We start from the raw sequence: 23,263 nt of genomic DNA, 5'->3' as shown, positions 1-23,263 counted from the left end.
TCTGGTCGCCGTGACGCGCTTACTGCGTCGGCGTGATGACGATCTGCACGCGGCGGTTCTGGGCGCGGCCGGCCTCGGATTCGTTGGAGGCGATCGGCTGGCTTTCGCCGCGGCCGATCGGGGTCACGCGGCCCGCCGACACGCCGGACTGCACGAGGATGGCGGCGACCGAGGAGGCGCGGCGCTGCGACAGGTCCATGTTGTAGGCGTCCGACCCGGTCGAGTCGGTGTGGCCGATGATCTGCACGGTCGAGTTCGGATAGCGGTTCAGCGAGGCGCCGAGCTCGTAGAGGCTTTGCGTCGCGCCCGACGAGACGGTGGTGCTGTCGACCGAGAACAGCACGTCCTGCGGCATGTTCACGATCAGGTTCGAGCCGTTGTTGACCACGGTGGTGCCGTTGCCGCCGATCGAGTTCTGCAGCTCCGACGCCTGGCGGTCGAGGAACGAGCCCGCCACCGCGCCGATGCCCGCACCGACGAGGGCGCCGGCGGCGGCCTTGGTCAGGCGTTCGTCGCCATCCGCGGTCGCGCCGAGCGCGCCGCCCAGCACGGCGCCGGCGATGGCGGCGTTGCGGGTGTTGTTGGGCTGGGTGTTGGTATAGCCGAAGGGGGCCGCCTGCTGGCAGGCGGTCAGCGCGGTGGCGCCGGCCAGGGCCAGGAGGATCGAATATCGGAAGGTCATGCTCTGCCGCCTCGTTGTCTGTGGTCCGGTGAAAAAGGACGGTGCAGGGATAGCACGGGAACGGCGGCGGGAAAGCGTTTCAGGGGCGGAAGGCGGGTTTTCGCCCATCACCTTGCGGCGAGGGGTGGTTGGGGGCGGGCGAAGAGGGGGCTCTGCCCCCGTCGCGTGCCGCGACTCCTCCGGGATATTTGGGCCAGTGCGAAAGCGGGAAGGGGGGCTCGGCCCCCGCCCGTTCCAGGCCCCCCGGGATATTTCGGCAAAGTCGAGACGCAGGGTCAGGCGGCGTCGGCGCGGGCGGCCTCCCAAGCGAGCATGGCGCGTTTCAGCGGCAGGCCCCAGTGGTAGCCGGTGAGCGCGCCCGAGGCGGCAAGCGCGCGGTGGCAGGGGATCAGGAAGCTGATCGGGTTGCGCCCGACCGCGGCGCCGACCGCGCGGCTGGCCTGCGGCTGGCCGATGGCGCGGGCGATGTCGGAATAGGTCGTGACATGGCCCGAGGGGACGGCCAGCAGCGCCTCCCACACCTTGATGTGGAAGGGGGTTCCGACGAGTTGCAGGCGCAGCTCGCCCGCGTGGCCGAAGGCGGCGGCGACCCAGGGGGCGAGGGCGGCGGGGTCTTCGGTGAAGCGCGCCTTCGGCCAGCGGCGGGCGAGGTCGTCATGGGCCTCGGCCGCGCCGATCTCGGCCGCGAAGCCGAGGCCGCAGAGCCCGTGTTCGGTGCCCATCGCCACCGCCGGGCCGAAGGGGGTGTCGAAATTGCCCCAGCGGATCGTCAGGCCCTCGGCGCCCCTGGCGAAGTCGCCCGGGCTCATCGCCTCCCACCGCAGGAAGAGGTCGTGCAGCCGCCCGGTGCCGGAGAGGCCGGTCTCGGCGGCGGTGTCGAGCAGGGTGCGGCGTTCGGCCAGCAGCTCGCGCGCGAGGCCGAGGCGCAGGTATTGCTGGTAGCGTTTCGGCGAGACCCCGACCCAGGCCGAGAAGGTGCGCTGGAAATGCGCGGGGCTGAGGCCGATCTCTGCCGCCAGCGCCTCGAGCGTGGCGGGGGCGTCGGGCGCCTCCATCCGCTTCAGCGCGCGGGCGATGACGCGGTAGTGGTAGCTGTCCTCTGGGATGGGGCTGGTGAGCGCGGGCATCGGCTGTCTCCTTCGCCTGTCACTCTAGGCCCGGCGCGGGCGGCGGGCGACCCGGAAGCTGCGGCTTTGCGGGCTTGCCGCGCGCCGCGGTGGGGTGCATAGCTTGCGCCCGATGGCACGACAGCTCGACTATTCCACGATCCAACGGATCTTCACGACCTTCCGCGAGGTCGAGCCCGAGCCGAAGGGCGAGCTCGAGCATGTGAACGCCTTCACGCTGGTCGTCGCGGTGGCGCTGTCGGCGCAGGCGACGGATGCGGGGGTGAACAAGGCCACCCGCAGGCTGTTCGAGATCGCCGACACGCCCGAAAAGATGCTGGCGCTGGGCGAAGAGGGCGTGACCGAGCATATCAAGACCATCGGCCTGTTCCGCCAGAAGGCGAAGAACGTGATCCGCCTGTCGCAGATCCTGGTGGATCAGTATGGCGGCGAGGTGCCGTCGTCCCGGGCGGCGCTGACGTCGCTGCCGGGGGTGGGCCGCAAGACCGCGAACGTGGTCCTGAACATGTGGTTCAGGCATCCGGCGCAGGCGGTCGACACCCATATCTTCCGCGTCGGCAACCGCACCGGCATCGCGCCGGGCAAGGATGTCGACCAGGTGGAACGCGCGATCGAGGACCATGTCCCCGCCGAGTTCCAGCAACATGCCCATCACTGGCTGATCCTGCATGGCCGCTACATCTGCCAGGCCAGGAAGCCGCGCTGCGGGATCTGCCCCATCGAATCCCTCTGCCCCTACGAGGAGAAGAGCTTTTGACTGACCAACGCTACCAGATCGTCGGCATCGGCAATGCCATCGTCGACGTGCTGTCGCATTCCGACGACCACTTCCTCGACATGATGGGGATCGAGAAGGGGATCATGCAGCTGGTCGAGCGCGAGCGGGCGGAGCTGCTCTATGCCGCGATGCGCGAGCGGGTCGAGGCGCCGGGCGGCTCGGTCGGCAACACCGTCGCGGGCGCGGCGGCGCTGGGGCTGAGCACGGCCTTCATCGGCCGCGTCCGCGACGACGCGCTGGGGCGCAGCTATGCCGAGGGGCTGGGCGGCAGCTTCCCGAACCCGCCGGTGAAGGGGGGCGAGCTGCCCACCTCGCGCTCGATGATCTTCGTGACGCCGGATGGCGAGCGGTCGATGAACACCTATCTGGGCATCTCGGCCGAGCTTGGCCCCGAGGATGTCAGCGAAGAGGTGACGGGGGCGGCCGAGGTGCTGTTCCTCGAGGGCTATCTCTTCGACAAGGACAAGGGCAAGGAGGCCTTCCTGAAGGCCGCGCGGGCGACGAAGGCGGGCGGCGGCAAGGCCGGGATCGCGCTGTCGGACCCGTTCTGCGTGAACCGCCACCGCGTCGATTTCCTGCGTCTGATCCAGTCGGAACTGGATTACGTCATCGGCAACCGCCACGAATGGTGCGCGCTCTACGAGACCGAGGATCTGGAGGCGGCGCTGGAGAAGGCGCGGGCCGACTGCCCGCTGGTCGTCTGCACCCGCTCGGGCGAGCCGGTGGTGATCCTGTCGGGCGAGACGCGGATCGAGGTGCCGGTGCACACGGTCGTGCCGGTCGATGCGACCGGGGCGGGCGACCAGTTCGCGGCGGGCTTCCTGTTCGGGCTGGCGACGGGCCGCGACCTGGCGACGGCTGGGCGCATGGGCTGCGTGATGGCCGAGGAGGTCATCGGCCATTTCGGGGCGCGACCCACGAGCGACGTGCAGGCGCTGTTCCGGGCCGAGGGTCTGATCTGAGAGCGGAGGGGGAGGGGGCGCTGCTCCCTTCGGGCGCTTGCGCGCCCGTTCACCCCCGGGATATTTGCGCCGTGAGAATGCGCTTTCTCATTGGTCCAAATATCCCCGCCGGAGGCGCAGATCTCCACCCCGCGGGGCGCCGGGGTGATGCGGTCAGCCGCGGGGCGGGGGCTCGCCGGCCGAGCGCATCTCGGGCGCGGGGGGCTCGGGCAGCGGGTCGATGATCTTGGCCAGCGCCGTGCAGCCCATTGCCCAGGCGAGGCCCGCGGCCCAGCCGCCGATCACGTCGGTGGGCCAGTGCACGCCGAGATAGACCCGGCTGATGCCCACCAGCACGGTGATGAGGATCGCCATCGACATCAGGTAGATGCGCAGCGGCCGGCTGGGCTCGGTCCGGGCCACCATCGCCGCGAGCGTCAGCCAGATCACCGCCGACATCATCGAATGGCCCGAGGGGAAGCTTGCCGAGGTCACCAGCGTGCCATGGGGCACGAGATCGGGGCGCGGGCGGTCGAAGATCGCCTTGGCGATGTTCGAGAAAAGCTGGCCGCCGGCGACCGCGACCAGAAGGAAGATCGCCGTGCGGTGGCGCGACTGGAACCACAGGATGCCCACGACCGAGGCCACCAGCATGCCGAGCACCGTCACGCCGCCGAGCGCGGTGATGTCGCGCATCACCGTTTCCAGCCAGGCGGGGCCCGCGGGCAGCGCGCGGTCGGTGGCGTTGCGCATCCACAGCAGCACCGCCTCGTCGAAAGCATGGGTCTCGCCGGCGGCGACCTCTTCGGCGACCTCGACGAAGACCCAGACCGCGCCCGAGACCAGCGCCACGAAGGCGAAGACCGCCGGCGACAGCTGGTTGCGCAGGTGGTGATGCAGGCGCTGCCAGAGCGGGCGGTTGCGCAGCCGCTCGGCCACGGCCTCGCGCCGCTGGGCCTGCAGCTCGGTCTCGGGGGATCGGGTCTCTGTCATCGCGGCTCCGGATGCGGGGTCAGTCCCCAAGCTTGGCGTGAACCTCGTCGAGATCAATCTCGCCTTTCGGGAATTTGTTGTCCGGATCGTCGAAATCGTAGCGGAAGAGCTGGAAGTCCTTCTTGTAGATCTCCCACACCAGATGGCGCGACAGGTCGTCGAAGTAATGCGACACCGGATGCGCGCGCTTGGGCCCGTGGCCTTCGCTTTCATTGAAGCGCGGGATCGCCGACAGGTCGACCTTCACCCGCGTCTCGGTCGCGTCGAGCACCTTCTGCATGCCCTCGTTGAAGGTCTCTGTGTAGAAGATGCTGTCGTAGCGCCCGCCGTTGACGATGAAGGTCGAGATATGGCCCGACATCGCCGACCAGTGGATGTCCGGGTCCATCGGCCGGCGCCAGCGGATGGTGTCGCGCGCGAACAGCAGGAAGCGGCGGAACGAGGCGATCTGGTCGAACTCGTCCTTGCCGTCGGGCCCGCCGACCTCGACCCCGTAGCGCTGGATCAGCTGCGGCACGAGATTGCCGCGATAGCGCCGGCCGTTGCGCTGGATGCCGCAGATCTTGTCGAAGAACGAGGACAGGATCCGGGCATAGGGGTTGCGCACGCAGGTGAAGGCATAGGCGCCGCGGGCCTTGGCCACGCGCTCGATCTCGGGCTGCGAGGCGTCGAAGGACCATTTGTGCATTCCGTCGGTGGCGTCATGGATGTCGCCGTCGAAGAACCGGCCGTTGTCCGAGTAGTACATGATCTGCCCGATGGTCGAGCAGGCGCATTTCGGGACCACGCGATAGAGCAGGCTCTCGCTCTCGGTCATCCAGGTTCCGGGGAATCCCATCGGCACATTCCATTTCCGCTTCGCCCGCAAGCCTTGCGGGCCGGGGAACAATTGCGCATTAAAAAGCAAAGAAACTGCGGCAAGACAACGCCGGAAACCGACCGTTGTCGGGGCAGGGACGCGAGGCGGAAGAGCACCCCAGATGGCAAGGATCGCCTTCATCCTGCTGTGTCACAAGGATCCCGAGGGGATCGTGGCCCAGGCCGAGCGCCTGACGGCGGCCGGTGACTGCATCGCGATCCATTTCGATGCACGGGCGCCGCGCGCGGCCTATGAGCGGATCACCTCGGCGCTGGCGGGCAATCCGGCCGTGACCTTCGCGGCGCGGCGGGTGCGCTGCGGATGGGGCGAGTGGAGCCTGGTCGAGGCGACGCTGGCCGCCGTCGAGGCCGCGGTGGCGGCCTTTCCGGCGGCCACGCATTTCTACATGCTGTCCGGCGACTGCATGTCGATCAAGTCGGCGCGCTTCGCCCATGACTTCCTCGACCGGGCCGAGAAGGACTACATCGAAAGCTTCGATTTCCTGACCTCTGACTGGATCAAGACCGGGATGAAGGAAGAGCGGCTGATCTATCGCCACTGGTTCAACGAGCGCACGCAGAAGCGGCTGTTCAACGCCAGCTTCGAGGCGCAGCGCTGGCTGGGGCTGAAGCGGGCGGTGCCGGCGGATCTGCAGGTGATGATCGGCAGCCAGTGGTGGTGCCTGCGCCGGCGCACGATCGAGGCGGTGCTGGAGTTCTGCCGCGAGCGGCGCGACGTGGTGCGGTTCTTCCGCAGCACCTGGATCCCGGACGAGACCTTCTTCCAGACCCTCGTGCGCCATCTCGTGCCCGATGCCGAGATCGACAGCCGCACGCTGACCTTCCTGATGTTCACCGACTACGGGATGCCGGTTACCTTCTACGACGACCATTACGAGTTGCTGGTCAGCCAGGACTACCTCTTCGCCCGCAAGATCTCGGTCGATGCGGTGGCGCTGAAGGCGCGGCTGGGGGAGCTTTGGGCCGATGACGGGGCGCGGTTCTCGATCTCGAACGAGGGGCGGAGCCTCTTTCAGTTCCTGACCGGGCGCGGGCGGCTGGGCCGGCGCTATGCGCCGCGGTTCTGGGAGACCGAGGCGAGCCTCGGGCGCGAGCGCGAACTTTTGCTGGTGGTGTGCAAGAAGTGGCACGTGGCCAAGCGGCTGGTCGAGCAGATGCGGCAGGTGACGGGTCTGCCGGCGGTGGATTACGTCTTCAACGAGGAAAGCGCGCCGCTGCCCGATCTGGGCGGGATCCAGACCACGCTGGGCAAGCGCACGCGGCACCGGCGGGCACTGCTGAGGATGCTCTACGACTGGTACGGCACCGACCGGATGGTGGTCTGCCTCGACCCGGCGGCGATCGAGCTGATGCGCGACTTCTACGCCGACCGCTGCCGGACGCGGCTGCTGCATGTGGAATGCGAGCTGACCGACGACTACCTGCTGGGCCATGCGCGGCGGATCGGGCTGGCGGGCGAGGCGACGCCCGCGGACGTGGCCGACCGGCTGCTGCCGACGATCCAGTACGACGTGCGCTTCGAGGCCGAGCAGATCCGCGATGCCGGCTTCCCCGACACCTACCGCATCCGCGAGCGCGACCCGGCTGCGGCCAATGCCGAGGCTCTCGCCGCGTTCCTGTCGATTTCCGGCGCGGCGGCGCTTACGCTCGCCTCGACCGATCACCTGTTCAGCGACTGACCCCGGAGAGTGCCCGATGGGCTATGCCTATGACGACCAGAACATCTTCGCGCGCATCCTGCGTGGCGAGATCCCCAACAAGACCGTGCTGGAAACCGCGCACAGCCTCGCCTTCGAGGACATCCGCCCGCAGGCGCCGGTGCATGTGCTGGTGATCCCGAAGGGGAAATACGTCAGCTACGACGATTTCGCCCGCAACGCCTCGGAGGCCGAGATCGTCGATTTCGTGCGCACGGTGGGCGAGGTCTGCCGGATGACCGGCGTCGCGCTGGATGCGGGCGAGGGCTTCCGCGCCATCGCCAATTCGGGCGGGGCCGGGGTGCAGGAAGTGCCGCATTTCCACACCCACATCCTTGGCGGGCGGGGCCTTGGCCGGATGCTTCAGCCGGCCTGACGGATCAGGGCCCCGGCTCTTCGTAAAGCTCGAGCGGCAGCGCGTCGGGGTCAGGGAAGAAGGTGAAGCGCCGGCCCGTGTAAGGGTCGGTCCGGATGTCCTCGACCGCGATGCCTTTCGCCTCCAGATCGGCCTTCGCCGCCGCCACGTCCGCGACGCGGAAGCACAGGTGGCGCAGGCCCTGCGCCTCGGGCCGCGAGGGGCGGGCGGGGGCGCCGGGGAAGCTGAACAGCTCGATCCCGGTGCCGTCGGGCAATCTCAGGTCCAGCTTCCACGAGTCCCGCTCGGGGCGATGGTTCTCGTCGATGACTTCCAGCCCGAGGACCTCGGTGTAGAAGCGTTTCGAAGCCGCGTAATCCGAGGCGATGATCGCGACGTGGTGGGTGCCGAGCAGGTTCATACCGTGTGAAGGTAAAGCTCGTAATCCACGTCGGCAATCGTGCGGGCGACGCGGGCATATTCGGCGGCCTTGATGGCGGTGAAGGTGCGGTGCATTTCCTCGCCGAGCGCCGCCTTCAGGAAGTCCGAGCCCTGCGCCGCGCGGATCGCCTCGCGCCAGTCGCCGGGCATGGCGATGGTGCTGTCGCCCTCGTAGCCGTTGCCGGTGGTCTCGGGCCCCGGGTCGATGCGGTTTGCGAGCCCGTGACGAAGGCCCGCCAGCACGGTCGCGGCGACGAGATAGGGGTTCGCGTCGACGCCCGAGGGGCGATGTTCGATCCGCCGCGCCTTCACCGACCCGGCCGGGATGCGCAGCGCGACCGAGCGGTTGTTGACCCCCCAGTTCGGCGAGACCGGCGCGTAGCTCTGGCTCGCGAAGCGGCGCCATGAATTGGCATGGGGGGCGAAGACCAGCATCGATTGGCCCATCGTCTCGCGCAGGCCGCCCAGCGCATGCAGGATCGTGTCGGTCCACTGACCTTCGGTCGTCTCGGCGAAGACGTTGCGGCCTGCGTCATCGCAGAGCGAGACGTGGAAATGCATCCCCGAACCCGCGTGGCGCTCGACCGGCTTGGCCATGAAGCAGGCGGTGACGCCGAAGCTGCGCGCGGCGAGGCGGACGATGCGCTTCAGCCGGATCAGGTCGTCGGCGGCCTGGATCACGTTGGTGCGGTAGTCGAGCGTCAGTTCATACTGGCCCGGCGCGAATTCCGAGATCACCGTCTCGGCCCGGATCCCGGCGGCCTTCGCGGCGGCGTAGATGCGCGAGAAGAGCGGCTCCATCCCGTGCAGGTGGTCGACGGAATAGACCTCGGTCATGTTCGAGCGACGCCCGTCGAGCACGGCGGCGGCGGGGCGGGGATAGCCCTCGGCGTCGAAGACCGGGTCGAGCAGGAAGAACTCGAGTTCGAAGGCTCCGGCCGGGTGCAGGCCCTCGGCCTGCATCGCGGCGACCTGGGCGGCCAGCGCGTGGCGGGGATCGGACAGCATCGGGCTGCCGTCGAGATGATAGAGGCTCATCAGCACCTCGCCCCGCGCGGGGCTGGTGCCGGGGATCGGGGCGAGGGTGCCGGGGATCGGCCAGGCGCGCAGGTCGCCGTCGCCCTTGTCCCAGATCAGCCCGGTCTCGTGCACATCCTCGCCGCAGATGTCGAGGCCGAGGATCGAGATCGGCAGGTGGCGGCCGTTCTCGTAGAAGCCGATCAGCTCGTGCCTTCGGATGATCTTGCCGCGGCCGATGCCGTTGGCGTCGGTCAGCACGATGTCGACGGCCTCGATCTCGGGGTGGGCATCGAGGAAGGCGCGGGCCTCGTCGACGGAGGAGCCGGAGGGGGAGAGGGTCATTCTTGGGCTCCGAAGAGGTCGGCCAGCACCGCGTCGAAGGCGGCGGTCAGGCGGTCGATCTGGGCGGCGGTGGTGACCGGGCTGACCAGCATCATGTTGTGGAAGGGCGCGATCAGGCAGCCGCGGGCGACGAGCGCCGCGTGCACGGCCGCCTCGAGCGCGGGGTGATGGGCAAGGCGGGCCTCGGCCCCGTCGCGGAGGGGCGTCGGGTGGCAGATGAACTCGACCCGGGCGCCGACGCGGGCGACATGCCAGGGGGCGCCGTGGCGCCTGATCGCGGCGGTCAGGCCCTCTGCAAGGCGGGCGGCGCCGGTCTCCATGCGCGCGTGGGCCGCGGGCGTGGCGACCTCGGCGAGGGTGGCGCGCAGGCAGGCGAATTGCATCGGGTTCGCCGACAGCGTGGTGCCCATGCCGGAATGGCCGGAGGGGCGCGTGGCGTCATAGGCGGCGAAGCGGTCGGCGGTGGCTTCGGTCATGCCCCAGACGGCGGTGGGCAGGCCGCCGGCGATGCATTTGCCGACGACCAGCATGTCGGGGCCGAGGCCGTGGCCGCGCGCGTAGCCGCCCCAGCCCGAGGACTGGGTGTGGGTCTCGTCGAGGATCAGGAGTGCGCCGTGGCGGGTGCAAAGGTCGCGGACACCTTCGAGGAAGCCGGGGGCGGGCAGGACCATGCAGGAATTGGTCATCACCGGCTCGGTCAGCACCGCGGCGATCTCGCCGGTGGCGAGCGCGGCGTCGAGGGCGGCGAGGTCGTTCCACGGAAGCGCGGTGCCGGTCAGCGTCAGGTCGGCTGTCTGGCCCACAAGGCCGGGGCGGGCGACGGTCCGGCCGGTGGCGTCGAGGGCGATCATCGCCTCGTCCACGGTGCCGTGGTAGCAGCCGTCGAAGACCGCCACCTTCGGCCGGCCGGTGACGGCGCGGGCGACGCGCAGCGCGAAGCGGTTCGCATCGGTGGCGGTGGTGGCGATCTGCCAGCGCATCGGGCCGAAACGCTCGGACAGCAGCGCCGCGCAGTCGAGCGCGGCACTCGTGGGCAGCATGTAGGTCAGGCCCCGGTCGGCCTGCGCCCGGATCGCGGCGGCGACGGGGGCGGGCGAATGGCCGTACATCGAACCGGTGTCGCCAAGGCAGAAGTCGTCGAGCAGGTTGCCGTCGATATCCTCGATCGTGGCCTCAGTGGCGCGGGCGACGAGCATCGGGAAGGGCTGCGGCCAGTCCTTCATCCAGTGCATCGGCACGCCGCCGAGGAAGTCGTTCGGCTGCGCGAGACGGGCGAGCGTCTGAGGGCGGGCGGCGCGATACGCGGCCTCGGCCCCGGCGGCGAGCCGGGCGATGCGGGCCGGTGACGCGCCGGCGATCGGGGACAGGTCTTCGGGCATGGGGGCACTCGTTTTGCACGCCCTGCGTAGCGCGGGCGCGGCGAGGGCGTCAATCGCGGGCCGGAAACAGGGGCGGGGGGGCCTGCGAGGCCCCCATTGCCATCGGTCCTCGGACCGATGGCGGACCAATGGCAATCCCCCCGGCTCTGGCGCCTCTGATCGGGGGCGGGCTTCTTGAAACTGTCGTGCAAGATCCTTAGAGAAACCCGGTGCCGGCCTGCCCGGCCGAGACACCGCCCGCATGAGACCCATGCGCCTGCCCGAGGAGCCGCGATGACCGATCTGCCCACCCCCCATTACCTGATCGACGCCGCGAAGCTGAAGGCGAACATGGAAAAGGTCGCGCGGCTGCGCGAGCTGTCGGGCGCGAAGGCGCTGCTGGCGCTGAAGTGTTTCGCCACCTGGTCGGCCTTCCCCTACATGAAGCCCTACATGGACGGGACCACCTCGTCCTCGCTCTACGAGCTGCGTCTGGGGCGCGAGGAGTTCGGCGGCGAGACCCATGCCTATTCCGTCGCCTGGTCGGAGGCCGAGATCGACGAGGCCGTCGGTCATGCCGACAAGATCATCTTCAACTCGATCGGCCAGCTGGAACGCTTCGCGCCCCGCGCGGGCGGGATCGAGCGCGGACTGCGGCTGAACCCGCAGATCTCGACCTCTGGCTTCGACCTCGCGGACCCGGCGCGGCCGTTCAGCCGCCTGGGCGAATGGGACAGCGAGAAGATCGCCAAGGTGCTCGACCAGATCTCGGGCTTCATGGTCCACTACAACTGCGAGAACGAGGATTTCGACCTCTTCGACCGCCAGCTGACCGAGATCGAGGGCCGGTTCGGGAACCTGCTGGCGTCGGTCAAATGGGTCTCGCTCGGCGGCGGCATCCATTTCACCGGCGATCACTACCCGCTGGAGAAGCTCGCCGCGCGGCTGAAGGCGTTTTCCGAGAAATTCGGCGTGCAGGTCTATCTGGAACCCGGCGAGGCCTCGATCACGCGCTCGACGACGCTGGAAGTGTCGGTGCTCGACATCCTCGACAATGGCAAGCGGCTGGCGATCGTCGACAGCTCGATCGAGGCGCATATGCTCGACCTGCTGATCTACCGGATCCCTGCGAAGATCGCGCCGAACGAGGGCCCGCACCGCTACATGGTCTGCGGCAAGTCCTGCCTGGCGGGCGACATCTTCGGCGAGGCGGACTTCCCGGCGGAGCTGAAGGTGGGCGACCGGATTTCCGTGCAGGACGCCGCCGGTTACACGATGGTCAAGAAGAACTGGTTCAACGGCGTGAACATGCCCGCCATCGCCATCCGCGAGGAGGACGGGACCATCCGCGCCGTCCGCGCGTTCGGCTACGACGATTACAAGTCCAGCCTCTCCTGAGGCGCATCCCAACCGAAAGGGGGTCCCGCGAAGTGAAACGGAACGTGTTGATCATCGGCGCCGGCGGCGTCGCGCAGGTCGTGGCGCACAAATGCGCGCAGAACAACGACATCCTGGGCGATCTGCACATCGCCTCGCGCACGGCGTCGAAATGCGAGGCGATCATCGCCTCGGTCCATGACAAGGCCGCGATGAAGGTCGAGGGGGTCTTCGAGGCCCATGCCGTGGATGCGATGGACACGGCCGCGGTCGCCGCGCTGATCCGCGAGACCGGCGCCCAGATCGTGATCAACGTCGGCTCCGCCTTCGTCAACATGACCGTGCTCGACGCCTGCATCGAGACCGGGGCCGCCTATATCGACACCGCGATCCACGAGGACCCGGCGAAGATCTGCGAGACGCCGCCGTGGTATGCGAACTACGAGTGGAAAAAGCGCGAGATCTGCGCCGAGAAGGGCGTGACCGCGATCCTGGGCGCGGGCTTCGATCCGGGCGTGGTGAACGCCTATGCCCGCTACGCGATCGACACCTACATGGACGAGGTCACCTCGATCGACATCGTCGACATCAACGCAGGCTCGCACGGGCGCTATTTCGCGACCAACTTCGATCCCGAGATCAACTTCCGCGAGTTCACCGGCACCGTCTATTACTGGGAAGACCAGCAGTGGAAGGAGACCGAGATGTTCGCGAGCGGTCGCGACTGGGACCTGCCGGTGGTGGGCACGCAGCGCGCCTACCAGTCGGGCCATGACGAGGTGCATTCGCTGGCCGCGAACTATCCCAAGGCCGACGTGCGCTTCTGGATGGGCTTCGGCGCGCATTACATCAACGTCTTCACGGTGCTGAAGAACCTCGGGCTGCTGTCCGAGAAGCCCGTGACCACCGCCGAGGGGCTCGAAGTGGTGCCGCTGAAGCTGGTGAAGGCCGTGCTGCCGGATCCGTCGAGCCTTGCGCCCGACTACACCGGCAAGACCTGCATCGGCGATCTGGTGAAGGGCGTGAAGGACGGCCAGCCGGTCGAGGTCTTCGTCTACAACGTCGCCGATCACAAGGAAGCCTTCGAGGAAGTCGGCAGCCAGGGGATCAGCTACACCGCCGGCGTGCCCGCCGTGGCCGCGGCGATCCTGGTGGCGCAAGGCGACTGGGACGTGGCGAAGATGGCCAATGTCGAGGAGCTGCCGCCGCTGCCCTTCCTGAAGGAGCTGTCGCGCACGGGTCTTTCGACCCGGGTGAAGATCGGCGGCAGCGACGAACTGGTGGCCTGAAACAGGTGCCGGGGGAGGCGCGGCCTCCCCCGGACCCCCTGCGCCCGGGCGCTTGGACCCGGCGGCGCGCGCGGTGGAGATGGCGGGATGATGGTGCGTGATGCGGTGCCCGGGGATGCGGGCGCGATCGCCGGGATCTACAACGACGCGGTCGAGAGCACGACGGCGATCTGGAACGAGGTCACGGTCGATGCTGCGAACCGCGTGGCCTGGATGGCGGCGCGGCAGGACGCGGGCTTTCCGGTGATCGTGGCGGTCGATGCGCAGGACCGGGTGCTGGGCTATGCGAGCTTCGGCGACTGGCGCGCCTTCGACGGCTATCGCGGCACGGTCGAGCATTCGGTCTATGTACGCGGCGACTGCCGGGGCGGCGGCATCGGGCGGGTGCTGATGGAGGCGCTGATCGCCCGCGCCCGCGCGATGGGCAAGCACGTGATGGTCGGCGCGATCGAGGCGGGCAATGCCGGCTCGGTCGGGCTGCACCTGCGGCTGGGGTTCACCGAGACCGGGCGGATGCCCGAGGTCGGGCAGAAGTTCGGGCGCTGGCTGGATCTGGTGTTCCTGCAGCTGCGGCTGGACGACCGCCCCGCGCCCTAGGGCCGCCAGAGCGTCGCGATCCGGTCGACCGGGGTGCCGTCCTTCAGAGGCACCGCCGGGTGGCGGCGGTACTCCGTGAAGCCGAGGCTGCGGTAGAAGGCGAGCCCGCCCGCATTGTCGGCGCGGATCGTGGCGTCGATGGCCGCGACGCCCCGCGCCCGGGCCCAGGCGGCGGTCGCGGCGAAGAGCGTCCGGCCCGCCCCGGGCACGGGCGGCGTGCGGCGGGTGAAGCTTGCGATCGAGAGCCAGCCCTCGGGCAGGCGCGGGTCGCGGGCGAGGGTCTGGAAGCCAATCGGCCGGTCATCCTGCAGGACGGTGTGGGTGATCGCCACCGCCGGGCCGTCGAGCGCATAGGCGCGGAAGGCCTCTGGCGGGAACGGGTCTTCATAGGCCGTGGTGCCGCCCGCGGCGATGATCGCGTTCAGGATCGCGCGGAGCGGCTCCAGATCGGCCTCGATCAGCGGGCGGGCGGCGAGGCTCATGCGTGCAGCGCCACGGCGTGGTTGTCCCAGGCGCGGGTCCGGGTGCCGAGCGCGGTGAGCGCGCCGTCCTGCAGCCGCAGCATCCCGCCGACGCCGTCGGTCAGCACGAAGCCCGCGCCCATCGGGGCCAGCCCGCAGACATCGGCACGTTCGATCACCTGCACCAGCGCGCCCGTCTTGTCGAAGACCACCGCCCGTCCGCCGCGCGGGCAGGAGACGGCGAAGAGCGCCCCGTCACGCGACACCGCGACCGAGCCGACATAGCCTTTCATCAGCCGCGCCTCGGCCTCGCCGGCATCGGCAAGCACCGCCTCTTCGCCGCGGCGGTGCAGGCCCAGAAGCGGCGGCGCGGTTTCCGGCATCTCTTCCCATTGCATCGCGAAGCCGACCTGCCCGTCGGGCGCGACGGCCAGATGGCGGATCGAGGCGCGGTGCCAGTCCTCGGGCATCGTCACCTCTTCCAGAAGCGTGCCCTGAAGGTCGAGGTAGACGAGGCTCGGACGCATCGTCGGCAGGTTCAGCTTCTCGCGGCCCTTCGCCGGGTTGGTCTCGATCCCGCCGTTGGCGACGACCAGCGTCACCCCGTCGGGCAGGAACTGCACGTCATGGGGACCGATGCCGTGGCTTTCCAGTTCCGCGATCCGCCGCCAGCCGTGGTCACGCGACCAGAGCCCGATCTTGCCGCGGGTGGTGACGAAGTCGTTTTCGGCGGTGTAGAGCAGCCGGCCGTCGGGCGAGAACGAGCCATGGCCCATGAAATGCCGGCCCTCGGGGCTTTCCAGAACCGCGAGCTCCTCGCCCGTCACGCAGTTCAGCACCACGGCGAAGGTGCCGGGGCGGCGGGCGAAGGCGACGGCCAGCGGCTCGGTCGGGTGGACGGCGCCGGCATGGCCGCGGGCGGGCAGCGGGATGCGGAAGCGGTCGGCCCCGTCGGCGCCCACGCCGTAGAGCGCGAACTGCCCGTCGGCATCCTTGGCCGCGGCGAGGAAGGCGGGGCTGCCGGCATCGGCCCAGCCAAGGCGCGGGATCGTGCCGGCGGCGGCGAGGGTGGCGAGGAATCCGCGGCGGGTGGTCATGGCTGTCTCTCCCCTTTTCGGCTCAGTCGCCGTCGAGCGCGTTGAACCCCGCGGTCACGCCCAGCATCGGCGCAAGCTCGGCGTTCGCGTCGTCGTGGATGCGCTCGAGGGCCGTCTTCAGCTCTTCGACCTTCATGCGGCCGGTGGGGCTTTCGACAGTGGCGAAGACCGGATCGCCCAGCCGCGCGGCCACGCCTTCGGCATAGTCGAAATAGTCCCAGAGCAGCTCGGGCTCTTGCGTGGCAAGCGCGCGGGCCAGCTCTTCGTTGGCGGCCAGCGACAGGGCCACGTTGCGCAAGCTGCGGCCCGCGTCGCGGCTTTCGGCACGGGTCGGGCGCGGGCGCTCGATCGTGCCGAGGGGACGACCGAGGCGGTCCTCGGTGTCGAAGCCGAGCTGGGTCAGCAGCGCGGTGAACAGCGCCTGCCGGGTTTCGTGCGGCGACAGGAAGCGGGTGTTGCCGGGCGCGCCCGCGGTTTTCATCACCTGCGCGAAATCCTGTGCCCAGTCCTGCGACACGGCGGCTGCGGTCGCGGCCAGATCGGCGGTCTGCGCCTTCAGGACCGCGCAGGCGACGGCGGCATCGCTGCCGGCGAAGTCGGGATCGTAAAGCATCGCCTCGATCGCATAGAGACCTCGCGCGGCGACCGAAGCCTCGGCGAAGGTCTCGCCCGAGGCATAGGCGGCGGCATCGCCCGACAGCACCCGGCGCAGCGCGGCCGGGGTCGAGCCCTTGGGATCGGGCCAGAAGGCGATGGCAAGGCTGCGCCCGCCCTCCTCGAGCGGGCCCATGCGGAAGGCCTGCGCCGGGATCCAGGCATCCATCGCCGCGTTCCAGGCGCCGCGCAGGGCCTCGGACCTCGGCGCGCAGTCGGTCGCGGCGGTCTTGGCCAGCGCATCCGTGGCGGTGGCGAAGGCCTCGAACCGCGGCAGGATCAGGTGATCGACGACGCGGTCGACGATCTCGTCGGCCGCGGCGGGCAGGGCAGGGGCCAGCAGCAGAAAAGCGGCAAGCGGGACGGAAAGTCGGGGCATGGGTCCTCCGGCGGCTCCGGGCGGTGATCCGGGGCCTGGTCGGTTTTCAGGAAAGACACAGAGCGCGCCGCATCTCAAGCGTCCTGCGCGGGGCGGGGATGAATTCTTAGCGTTACACTCGGGAATTTGATCTTGCCGCCCCGCGGCAAATGCGGGATGGGTCGGGCAATCCGTCCGCCCTTCGTGAGGTTTGCCGATGCTGCGCCAGTTCTTCGCCTATTACCGCCCCTGGCGCGGGCTTTTCTGGCTGGATTTCGGCTGCGCGGTGCTGTCGGGCCTGCTGGAGCTGGCCTTCCCGCTGGCGGTCACCGGCTTCATCGACCACCTGCTGCCGCGCGGCGACTGGCACCTGACGGTGCTGGCGGCGGTGGGCCTGCTGGCGATCTACGTGGTGAACGCGGGGCTGATGGCGGTGGTGACCTACTGGGGCCACATGCTGGGGATCAACATCGAGACGACGATGCGCGCCCGCGCCTTCGACCACCTGACCCGGCTGTCGTGGCGCTGGTACGACCGGACCCGCACCGGCAAGCTGGTGGCCCGCGTCACCCGCGATCTCGAAGAGATCGGCGAGGTCGCCCACCACGGCCCCGAGGACCTGTTCATCGCGGTGATGACCTTCATCGGCGCCTTCCTTCTGATGCTGTCGATCCATCCGGGGCTGGCGGCGCTGACCGCGCTGATCGTGCCCTCGACCGTGTTCATCGTCGGGCGCTACGGGCGGCGGATGACGGAAACCTGGCGCGGCATCTTCTCGCGGCTGGGCGAGTTCAACGTGCGGCTGGAAGAGGCCCTGGGCGGCATCCGGCTGGTGCAGGCCTTCGCCAACGAGCGTCACGAGCGCGGGCTGTTCGAGCGCGACAACGGCCTGTACCGCTCGGCCAAGCTCGAGGCCTACAAGGTCATGGCCTGGAGCCAGGCGCTGAACTACATGGGCATGCGCTTCGTGCAGGTGGTGGTGATGGTGGCGGGCGCGGGGCTGGTGCTGTCGGGCGGCATGACCGCGGGCGGCTTCGTGGGCTTCCTGCTGCTGGTCGGCGTCTTCTTCCGGCCGCTGGAAAAGATCGCCGCGGTGATGGAGGTCTATCCGAAGGGCATCGCGGGCTTCCAACGCTACCTCGGACTGCTGGCGACCGAGCCCGAGATCGCCGATGCCCCCGGCGCGGTCGAGGCCGCGCCGTTCAAGGGACGGATCGGCTTCGAGCAGCTGGGCTTTTCCTACGAGGCTGGGCGGCCGGTGCTGTCGGGGATCGACCTGACCGTCGCGCCCGGCGAGACGGTGGCCTTCGTCGGCGCCTCGGGCGCGGGCAAGTCGACGCTGCTGGCGCTGGTGCCGCGCTTCTATGCCCCGACCGAGGGGCGGATCACCATCGACGGCCAGCCGTTGGAGGGCCTGACGCTGGACAGCCTGCGCCGGCAGATCGGCCTCGTCAGTCAGGACGTGTTCCTGTTCGGCGGCACGCTGCGCGAGAACATCGCCTATGGCCGGCTGGGCGCGAGCGATGACGAGATCCTTCAGGCCGCGGCCAAGGCGCAGATCGCGGGGCTGGTGGCCGAGCTGCCCGAGGGGCTGGACACGATCGTGGGCGAGCGCGGGGTGATGCTGTCGGGCGGGCAGAAGCAGCGGGTGGCGATCGCGCGCGCCTTCCTGAAGAACCCGCCGATCCTGATCCTGGACGAGGCGACCTCGGCGCTGGACAGCCAGACCGAGCGCGAGATTCAAGGCGCGCTCGAGGCGCTGTCGGTGGGCCGCACCACGCTGGTGATCGCGCATCGACTGGGCACGATCCGCAAGGCCGACCGCATCGTGGTGATGGACCGCGGCCGCATCGTCGAGATCGGCGGCCATGACGAGCTTCTGGCGCGTGCCGGCGCCTATGCGCGGCTCGCGGCCTGAGCGCGGCCTGAGCGCGGCAGGAGCGTGCCGCGGGGGCTGCGGCGGGAAGCCTTTGCGCTTCAGGCCGCGATCCGGGTGCGGGTGGCGTTCGTCCCTGTCCGCTTGCCGAGGCGCTGACTCGGCGTCGCCGCCGGCTCAGAGACCTCGAGACGCTGGGGGCCGGGCCGCCTCAGGACGCGCGGGCGTCGCGACGCGGTGCCGACGGGGCGGGAGGGTGAGCCGGGCCGCTCGCAGAAGGGCATCTGCGGTGGCGATTGGGGTGCGGTGGGCGCGGGGACGCGTGCGGCCTGAACCTCAAAGGCTGTTCAGGAAGGCCACCAGCGCCGCGCGGTCCTCGGGTGGCAGGGCGATGACGCGGTCGCGGGCGGGCTCGGCCTCGCCGCCGTGCCAGAGCACGGCTTCAAGCGGGGTCGCCGCGCGACCGTCGTGCAGGAAGACCCGGGCGCGTCCGGGAACCGGCACGAAGCCAAGGCCCCAGAGCGGCTGCGTGCGCCATTCGCGCCCCGTGGCCGCGCCCTCGGGCCGGCCGTCGGCCAGCCCCTCGCCCATGTCGTGCAGCAGCAGATCGGTATAGGGCCAGATCTCCTGCCGGCCGATCGGCCCCGCGGTCTCGTGCCGGGGCGTGTGGCAGGCGGCGCAGCCCAGTTCGCGGAACCGCGCGCGGCCGCGCAGCGCCTGCGGCGTCTCGGCCTCGCGCCGGCCGGGCACGGCCAGATCGGCGACATGGCGGGCGGTCAGCGACAGCGCCTCGCGCGAGATCTCGGTCCCGTCGCGCAGGCCGGGGTCGTTGCCGTCGGGCCGGGCGCGGCAGTCGGCCTGCAGGGCGGTGCAGTCGCCGGCGCCCTCGGGGTGCAGCGGCGACGAGATCCCGAGGTCGAGCGCGAAGGCCGAGGCGACCTGTTCGCGCAGCGAGGCCTGCGCGGCCTTCCAGCCGAAACGGCCCAGCACCGCGTCGCCGTCAGGGCCCGGCATCAGCGCGGCGCGCCCCGAGATGCCGTCGCCGTTCTCGTCGCCGGGATCTGCCGCGGCGAGGATGTCGGCTTCGGGGATCGCCTCGAGCAGGCCGAGCCCGATCATCGCCGGCGCGACGCGCAGCGAGGTCAGGCGCGCGCCCGGCACCGCCGGCTCGATCCGCGGATGCGGGCGGCGCAGGTGCGCGGGGGCCTCGCCCTCCAGCGGCTGGGTGGTCTCCTCCCAGTCGAGCGCCAGCCGCCCCTCGGGCGCGAGGCCGGGCAGGGCGTGGTCCTGCAGCTGCCAGCCCAGCAGCGGATCGGGGCCGCCGTCCGGCGCGGACAGGCGCAATACCATGCCCGAGGGACCGCGGCGCACCGCGTCGGCGGGCAGGCCGCCGCCATTGCCCGGATGGCACTGCAGGCAGGAGCGCGCGTTGTAGAGCGGCCCGAGCCCGTCCGAGGCGCGGGTGGTCGAAGGGGCTGCGACCCAGAGCTTGGCGAACATCGCCGCGCCCAACTCGAAATCCAGCGCATCGAGCGAGGGCGCGCCAAGCGACGGGGCAGGCGCCGTAAGCGTCGTCGCGCCGGGCAGGGTCGCGTCGCCGCCGGGGCGCAGCTCGTCGGGGTCGAAGGGGGCGGCAACGGTTCCGCCGCCGAGCATCAGCACGGCGGCGGCGAGGCGCAGGGCCCGGGTCACGGATCGCGGCCCGCGCGGGCTCACTGCGGGGTCATTCCTGTTCGTCGGCCGATTTGGCGTTCAGCAGCCCGTAACGCTCTTCGCCCAGCTTGCCGAAGAGGTCGAGCTGGGTCTCGAGGAAGTCGATATGGCCTTCCTCGTCGGCGATCAGCTCTTCGAAGAGGTTCTTCGAGACATAGTCCTTGGCGGTCTCGCAGTAGTCGCGCGCCTCGATGTAGAGCGTGCGGGCGTCGTGTTCCGCGGCGAGATCGGCCTCGAGCGTCTCTTTCAGCGTCTGCCCGATCCGCAGCGGGTCGAGCTTCTGCAGGTTCGGATGCCCCTCCAGGAAGATGATCCGCGTGATCAGCTTGTCGGCATGGTTCATCTCTTCGATCGACTCGGCGCGGTTCTTCGCGGCCAGCTTGCCGAAGCCCCAGTCCTCCTGCAGGCGATAGTGCAGCCAGTATTGGCTGACGGCGGTCAGTTCCGACCGCAGCGCCGCGTTGAGATACTCGATGACCTTCGCGTCACCCTTCATGGCTGTCTTCCTTTGCTCGCTGTCACGCCCGTGCAGGCTGGCGCAGATTGCTGAGGTCCGCCGGCACCGGCGTCTCGCCGGGGCCACGATGCCTGAGATTGGGCGATTTTCGCATGGTGGCAAGGAAGATCGGCATGCAGCCGCCGCAATCGGCCCGCTTGCCCAGCGCGCGATAGATCCGCCCGGCGGTGATCACCACGTCGGGGTCGGACTGGCGCATCCAGTCGATGGCGGCAAGGATGTCGCGGTCCGAGATGGACTGGCAGTGGCAGATCATCATGGAGGGGGTCCCGCAGGGCTGGACCGGCCGCGGCGGCGGGGCCGCGGTCCGGTCGGGGCGGAGGGAGGGGTTACTTGCTGACGGCACTAGGGTTGTCGAGGCTGTCCGAGCCCTCGATCTCGACCGGGTCAGCGCCCAGCGCGGTCACGGCGCGCTCGATACCGCGGGTCTGGGCCACCAGCCCGTCGACCACGGCGGTGATCAGCGTCTCGCCCTCGCTGTTGCCGGCGGCGAGCATCATGTCATAGGCCATGCCCTTGCCCGCGGCGGTCGAGAGCGCATCGGCGGCCGCCATCGTCGCGGCGATCTGCCCGGTCAGCTCGTCGGCGACGGCCTTGTCCTTGCCGGCGATCAGCGCCTGCAGCGAGGGGCCCTCGACCACGGTGCCGTCGGGACGCTCGTAGCGGCCGAGCCAGAGGTTCTCGATGCCCTTGGCGTCGTAATAGAGGCTGAGGTGGGTGTTGTCCGAGAAGCAGTCCTGCTCTTCCTCGGGGTCGTTCAGCATCAGGCCGAGCTTGGTGCGCTCGCCCGCCAGCTCGCCATAGGAAAGGCTGCCCATGCCCTTGAAGGCGCGGACCGGGCCGGCGGGATCGGCCAGCGCCTCGGCGCGGGCGGCGCCGCCCTCGGCCCAGTCGGCGGCCATCTCCTTCAGGTCGGTGACCAGCAGTTCGGTGACCGCGGTCAGGTATTGCGCGCGGCGGTCGCAGTTGCCGCCGGTGCAGCCCTCGCCCTGGACATAGTCGGTATAGGGGCGCTCGCCCGAGCCCTTCTCGGTCCCGTTCAGGTCCTGTCCCCAGAGCAGGAATTCGACGGCATGGTAGCCCGAGGCGACGTTGGCCTCGATCTCGTCGGCCTCGTGCAGGGTGCCCGAGATCAGTTCGGGGGTGATCTCGGCGGCATCGACCGTCTCGCCCGCCAGCTCGAAGCTGGGGTTCGCGATCACGTCGAGCGCGCGGAATTCGTTTTCGTCGCTGGGCCCGCCGTAGCTGTCCGCATCGACATAGTCGATCAGCCCCTCGTCCAGCGGCCAGGCGTTCACCCGGCCTTCCCAGTCGTCGACGATCGGGTTGGCGAAGCGGAAGGTCTCGGACTGCAGGTAGGGCACGCGGGCGGCCTTCCAGGCGGCCTTCGCGGCCTCGAGCGTCTCTGCCGAGGGCTTGGCGGTCAGCGCGGCCACGGCCGTCTGCAGCGCCTCTGCCGTGGTCGCGGCATCGCCGAAGGCGGCGGCGGCGATGTCCACATAGGTGGTCATCACCTCGGCGGGTTCGACGGCATGGGCCGGCAGGGCGGCAAGGGCGGTGGTGCTGGCGAGAACGAGGGCAGTGAAACGCGTCATCGATCGGGGGTCCTGAAAAACTGGCTGGGGCGGCCCCGGATCCGGGACCGCCCCTGGCTCGAGGGAACTTATTTCGTGAGGATCAGCTTGCCCGCGCGGGTGATGCGCAGGGTGTAGCACTGGCCGTTCAGCAGGATGCGGGCCTGGACGCCGCCCTCGGTGAGGCGGGTGGCATCATGCACCGGCAGGCTGTCAAAGCGGGTGAAGTCGGTCTGCACGGTCGCGTTCATGGCATCCTCTCGATCCGGTCGAGTGCCCCGTCGATCCCGATCCCGCCCGGCATCACGCCGAAGATCAGGATCATGGCCGCACGAAGCCGGGGAAGCCTCGGCCGGGGCAGTCTGGCAAGTGTCCTGGGCACGGGCCGGGACGGCCCGCGGGTGGTCTCCGTCATCATCATCGCAAACCTCCGGGGTGACGATTCGTCGTCCCTGGCTGCCGAAGCCGGCTGGCTGTGACAGGAGATAACCTGAGCGAAATGCTCGGTCTTGTCAAACCTGATTCTTCTGGTCGGATATTATTGCCGCCGAAGGCGGATCATGGGGCGAGCACGGTCCAGCTGTCGTCGTAGCTGTATTCCTGAAGGTTCGGGCTGGCGCCGATGCGGTCGACCACCGCGAAGAGCCCCGGCGCGGCGAGCGGCGTCAGCACGCCGTGCCAGGTGCCGCGGTGCAGGTTGATGCCCTGGCCGGGCGCGGTGAGGAAGGCCACGGGACGGCCCGGCACGCCGTCCTCGTCACGCGCGACGATCACCAGGAACGGCGACATGGTCATCGGCAGGAAGGCCTGGCTGCCCTCGGGGTGGCGTTCGACCAGCGCGAATTCGTAGGGCAGGGCGCGGGGCACGGCGTCGAAGATCGAGATGCCGGCGCGGCCGCCGGTCTCGGCCCCGAAGTCGAGCCGGGCGCGGTCGTGGAAGCGCCCGCAGAGGCCCGCGTTGATGATCCGGTCGGGCTGGCCCGAGGCGTCGAGCACCTCGCCGAAGGGGGCGAAGGCTTCCGGCGTCAGCGGGCGGGGGGTGAGGCTGCGGGTCACGGGCGGTCCTTTCGGATGACGGGCGGGGAGGGGGCGCTGCCCCCGTCGCGTGCCGCGACTCCCCCGGGATATTTGTGCCAA

Annotated in this window: 24 protein-coding genes; 8 read left to right on the top strand and 16 right to left on the bottom strand. The window is 69.8% G+C overall.

The features are described from left to right. Positions 1-19 precede the first annotated feature (19 nt). Positions 20-682, bottom strand: a complete 663-nt coding sequence (locus V8J36_RS02090) for an OmpA family protein (RefSeq protein ID WP_336465592.1) — start codon at positions 680-682, stop codon at positions 20-22. 275 nt (positions 683-957) lie between these two features. Beyond that, positions 958-1,809 carry a methylated-DNA--[protein]-cysteine S-methyltransferase gene (locus V8J36_RS02085; RefSeq protein WP_336465591.1) on the bottom strand — a complete coding sequence of 284 codons (852 nt, stop codon included), beginning with the start codon at positions 1,807-1,809 and terminating at the stop codon, positions 958-960. A 112-nt stretch (positions 1,810-1,921) separates the two neighbouring features. Between V8J36_RS02085 and nth the strand changes: the two genes are divergently transcribed. Further along, entirely contained in the window at positions 1,922-2,566 is a 645-nt protein-coding gene (gene nth / locus V8J36_RS02080) for an endonuclease III (RefSeq protein ID WP_336465590.1), read from the top strand. Beyond that, on the top strand, positions 2,563-3,549 hold the full coding sequence (locus V8J36_RS02075; RefSeq protein WP_336465589.1) for an adenosine kinase: 987 nt from the start codon (positions 2,563-2,565) through the stop codon (positions 3,547-3,549). Before nth ends, V8J36_RS02075 begins: the two co-directional genes overlap by 4 nt. Positions 3,550-3,702: 153 nt before the next feature. On the opposite strand, the gene V8J36_RS02070 is transcribed toward V8J36_RS02075, so the two are convergent. Together V8J36_RS02070 and V8J36_RS02065 are read right to left on the bottom strand one after the other, a co-directional pair. Then, positions 3,703-4,521 carry a phosphatase PAP2 family protein gene (locus V8J36_RS02070; protein ID WP_336465588.1) on the bottom strand — a complete coding sequence of 273 codons (819 nt, stop codon included), beginning with the start codon at positions 4,519-4,521 and terminating at the stop codon, positions 3,703-3,705. 19 nt (positions 4,522-4,540) lie between these two features. Continuing rightward, positions 4,541-5,359 (bottom strand): sulfotransferase family protein, encoded by an 819-nt coding sequence (locus V8J36_RS02065; RefSeq protein ID WP_336465587.1) that lies wholly within the window; start codon positions 5,357-5,359, stop codon positions 4,541-4,543. Positions 5,360-5,501: 142 nt separating this feature from the next. Here V8J36_RS02065 and V8J36_RS02060 point away from each other — a divergent pair, with 142 nt between their 5' ends. Both V8J36_RS02060 and V8J36_RS02055 read left to right on the top strand, forming a co-directional pair. After that, entirely contained in the window at positions 5,502-7,079 is a 1,578-nt protein-coding gene (locus tag V8J36_RS02060; RefSeq protein WP_336465586.1) for a DUF5928 domain-containing protein, read from the top strand. Between the two features lie 16 nt (positions 7,080-7,095). After that, positions 7,096-7,473 carry an HIT domain-containing protein gene (locus V8J36_RS02055; protein WP_336465585.1) on the top strand — a complete coding sequence of 126 codons (378 nt, stop codon included), beginning with the start codon at positions 7,096-7,098 and terminating at the stop codon, positions 7,471-7,473. Between the two features lie 4 nt (positions 7,474-7,477). Here V8J36_RS02055 and gloA2 read toward each other — a convergent pair whose 3' ends face one another. Genes gloA2 through V8J36_RS02040 form a run of 3 tightly spaced genes read right to left on the bottom strand, consistent with a single transcriptional unit; the run spans position 7,478 to position 10,634 of the window. Beyond that, a complete protein-coding gene (gene gloA2 / locus V8J36_RS02050; protein WP_336465584.1) occupies positions 7,478-7,873 on the bottom strand; it encodes an SMU1112c/YaeR family gloxylase I-like metalloprotein in 396 nt (131 codons plus the stop codon). Beyond that, entirely contained in the window at positions 7,870-9,255 is a 1,386-nt protein-coding gene (locus tag V8J36_RS02045) for a glutamine synthetase family protein (RefSeq protein ID WP_336465583.1), read from the bottom strand. The genes gloA2 and V8J36_RS02045 overlap by 4 nt, the downstream gene beginning before the upstream one ends. Beyond that, the gene (locus V8J36_RS02040) at positions 9,252-10,634 is read right to left on the bottom strand and encodes a transaminase (protein ID WP_336465582.1); all 1,383 of its coding nucleotides are present in this window, start codon (positions 10,632-10,634) and stop codon (positions 9,252-9,254) included. Before V8J36_RS02040 ends, V8J36_RS02045 begins: the two co-directional genes overlap by 4 nt. Before the next feature lie 273 nt (positions 10,635-10,907). Between V8J36_RS02040 and V8J36_RS02035 the strand changes: the two genes are divergently transcribed. The 3 genes from V8J36_RS02035 to V8J36_RS02025 all read left to right on the top strand — a co-directional run bounded on the left by V8J36_RS02035 (position 10,908) and on the right by V8J36_RS02025 (position 13,876). Beyond that, the gene (locus V8J36_RS02035; protein WP_336465581.1) at positions 10,908-12,011 is read left to right on the top strand and encodes a carboxynorspermidine decarboxylase; all 1,104 of its coding nucleotides are present in this window, start codon (positions 10,908-10,910) and stop codon (positions 12,009-12,011) included. 32 nt (positions 12,012-12,043) lie between these two features. Further along, on the top strand, positions 12,044-13,279 hold the full coding sequence (locus V8J36_RS02030) for a saccharopine dehydrogenase family protein (protein WP_336465580.1): 1,236 nt from the start codon (positions 12,044-12,046) through the stop codon (positions 13,277-13,279). 87 nt (positions 13,280-13,366) lie between these two features. Further along, positions 13,367-13,876 carry a GNAT family N-acetyltransferase gene (locus V8J36_RS02025; protein WP_336465579.1) on the top strand — a complete coding sequence of 170 codons (510 nt, stop codon included), beginning with the start codon at positions 13,367-13,369 and terminating at the stop codon, positions 13,874-13,876. Here the strand turns inward: V8J36_RS02025 and V8J36_RS02020 are convergent. The 3 genes from V8J36_RS02020 to V8J36_RS02010 are packed head-to-tail and all read right to left on the bottom strand — an operon-like array spanning position 13,873 to position 16,467. After that, positions 13,873-14,358 (bottom strand): GNAT family N-acetyltransferase, encoded by a 486-nt coding sequence (locus tag V8J36_RS02020; RefSeq protein WP_336465578.1) that lies wholly within the window; start codon positions 14,356-14,358, stop codon positions 13,873-13,875. The two genes, V8J36_RS02025 and V8J36_RS02020, sit on opposite strands and share 4 nt — an antisense overlap. After that, positions 14,355-15,434, bottom strand: coding sequence for a DUF1513 domain-containing protein (locus V8J36_RS02015; protein ID WP_336465577.1), 1,080 nt, complete (start codon positions 15,432-15,434; stop codon positions 14,355-14,357). Before V8J36_RS02015 ends, V8J36_RS02020 begins: the two co-directional genes overlap by 4 nt. Positions 15,435-15,456: 22 nt before the next feature. Further along, entirely contained in the window at positions 15,457-16,467 is a 1,011-nt protein-coding gene (locus V8J36_RS02010) for an imelysin family protein (RefSeq protein ID WP_336465576.1), read from the bottom strand. A gap of 196 nt (positions 16,468-16,663) precedes the next feature. Here V8J36_RS02010 and V8J36_RS02005 point away from each other — a divergent pair, with 196 nt between their 5' ends. Continuing rightward, positions 16,664-18,364, top strand: a complete 1,701-nt coding sequence (locus V8J36_RS02005) for an ABC transporter ATP-binding protein (protein ID WP_336465575.1) — start codon at positions 16,664-16,666, stop codon at positions 18,362-18,364. A gap of 294 nt (positions 18,365-18,658) precedes the next feature. Here V8J36_RS02005 and V8J36_RS02000 read toward each other — a convergent pair whose 3' ends face one another. From V8J36_RS02000 to V8J36_RS01975, 6 genes are all read right to left on the bottom strand, one after another. Then, the gene (locus V8J36_RS02000; RefSeq protein ID WP_336465574.1) at positions 18,659-20,014 is read right to left on the bottom strand and encodes a di-heme oxidoreductase family protein; all 1,356 of its coding nucleotides are present in this window, start codon (positions 20,012-20,014) and stop codon (positions 18,659-18,661) included. Between the two features lie 31 nt (positions 20,015-20,045). Next, the gene (gene bfr / locus V8J36_RS01995; protein WP_336465573.1) at positions 20,046-20,531 is read right to left on the bottom strand and encodes a bacterioferritin; all 486 of its coding nucleotides are present in this window, start codon (positions 20,529-20,531) and stop codon (positions 20,046-20,048) included. 22 nt (positions 20,532-20,553) lie between these two features. Then, positions 20,554-20,811, bottom strand: a complete 258-nt coding sequence (locus tag V8J36_RS01990; RefSeq protein ID WP_336465572.1) for a (2Fe-2S)-binding protein — start codon at positions 20,809-20,811, stop codon at positions 20,554-20,556. A 70-nt stretch (positions 20,812-20,881) separates the two neighbouring features. Beyond that, positions 20,882-22,147, bottom strand: coding sequence for an imelysin family protein (locus V8J36_RS01985; protein ID WP_336465571.1), 1,266 nt, complete (start codon positions 22,145-22,147; stop codon positions 20,882-20,884). A 68-nt stretch (positions 22,148-22,215) separates the two neighbouring features. Then, positions 22,216-22,377 (bottom strand): hemin uptake protein HemP, encoded by a 162-nt coding sequence (gene hemP / locus V8J36_RS01980; RefSeq protein ID WP_336465570.1) that lies wholly within the window; start codon positions 22,375-22,377, stop codon positions 22,216-22,218. Positions 22,378-22,684: 307 nt separating this feature from the next. Continuing rightward, positions 22,685-23,182, bottom strand: a complete 498-nt coding sequence (locus V8J36_RS01975) for an ureidoglycolate lyase (protein WP_336465569.1) — start codon at positions 23,180-23,182, stop codon at positions 22,685-22,687. Positions 23,183-23,263: the final 81 nt, after the last annotated feature.

This window comes from Frigidibacter sp. MR17.14 (assembly GCF_037095735.1).
GTDB lineage: Bacteria > Pseudomonadota > Alphaproteobacteria > Rhodobacterales > Rhodobacteraceae > Frigidibacter.
The sequence above is the reverse complement of the archived record's forward strand: the minus strand, read 5'-3'. Positions and strand labels throughout refer to the sequence as shown.

Bases quoted from the DNA above. Each gene is read 5' to 3' on its own strand.
- V8J36_RS02090 (WP_336465592.1), bottom strand. From the start codon at position 682: ATGACCTTCCGATATTCGATCCTCCTGGCCCTGGCCGGCGCCACCGCG.
- V8J36_RS02085 (WP_336465591.1), bottom strand. From the start codon at position 1,809: ATGCCCGCGCTCACCAGCCCCATCCCAGAGGACAGCTACCACTACCGC.
- nth (WP_336465590.1), top strand. From the start codon at position 1,922: ATGGCACGACAGCTCGACTATTCCACGATCCAACGGATCTTCACGACC.
- V8J36_RS02070 (WP_336465588.1), bottom strand. From the start codon at position 4,521: ATGACAGAGACCCGATCCCCCGAGACCGAGCTGCAGGCCCAGCGGCGC.
- V8J36_RS02065 (WP_336465587.1), bottom strand. From the start codon at position 5,359: ATGGGATTCCCCGGAACCTGGATGACCGAGAGCGAGAGCCTGCTCTAT.
- V8J36_RS02060 (WP_336465586.1), top strand. From the start codon at position 5,502: ATGGCAAGGATCGCCTTCATCCTGCTGTGTCACAAGGATCCCGAGGGG.
- V8J36_RS02055 (WP_336465585.1), top strand. From the start codon at position 7,096: ATGGGCTATGCCTATGACGACCAGAACATCTTCGCGCGCATCCTGCGT.
- gloA2 (WP_336465584.1), bottom strand. From the start codon at position 7,873: ATGAACCTGCTCGGCACCCACCACGTCGCGATCATCGCCTCGGATTAC.
- V8J36_RS02045 (WP_336465583.1), bottom strand. From the start codon at position 9,255: ATGACCCTCTCCCCCTCCGGCTCCTCCGTCGACGAGGCCCGCGCCTTC.
- V8J36_RS02040 (WP_336465582.1), bottom strand. From the start codon at position 10,634: ATGCCCGAAGACCTGTCCCCGATCGCCGGCGCGTCACCGGCCCGCATC.
- V8J36_RS02035 (WP_336465581.1), top strand. From the start codon at position 10,908: ATGACCGATCTGCCCACCCCCCATTACCTGATCGACGCCGCGAAGCTG.
- V8J36_RS02025 (WP_336465579.1), top strand. From the start codon at position 13,367: ATGATGGTGCGTGATGCGGTGCCCGGGGATGCGGGCGCGATCGCCGGG.
- V8J36_RS02020 (WP_336465578.1), bottom strand. From the start codon at position 14,358: ATGAGCCTCGCCGCCCGCCCGCTGATCGAGGCCGATCTGGAGCCGCTC.
- V8J36_RS02015 (WP_336465577.1), bottom strand. From the start codon at position 15,434: ATGACCACCCGCCGCGGATTCCTCGCCACCCTCGCCGCCGCCGGCACG.
- V8J36_RS02010 (WP_336465576.1), bottom strand. From the start codon at position 16,467: ATGCCCCGACTTTCCGTCCCGCTTGCCGCTTTTCTGCTGCTGGCCCCT.
- V8J36_RS02005 (WP_336465575.1), top strand. From the start codon at position 16,664: ATGCTGCGCCAGTTCTTCGCCTATTACCGCCCCTGGCGCGGGCTTTTC.
- bfr (WP_336465573.1), bottom strand. From the start codon at position 20,531: ATGAAGGGTGACGCGAAGGTCATCGAGTATCTCAACGCGGCGCTGCGG.
- V8J36_RS01990 (WP_336465572.1), bottom strand. From the start codon at position 20,811: ATGATGATCTGCCACTGCCAGTCCATCTCGGACCGCGACATCCTTGCC.
- V8J36_RS01985 (WP_336465571.1), bottom strand. From the start codon at position 22,147: ATGACGCGTTTCACTGCCCTCGTTCTCGCCAGCACCACCGCCCTTGCC.
- hemP (WP_336465570.1), bottom strand. From the start codon at position 22,377: ATGAACGCGACCGTGCAGACCGACTTCACCCGCTTTGACAGCCTGCCG.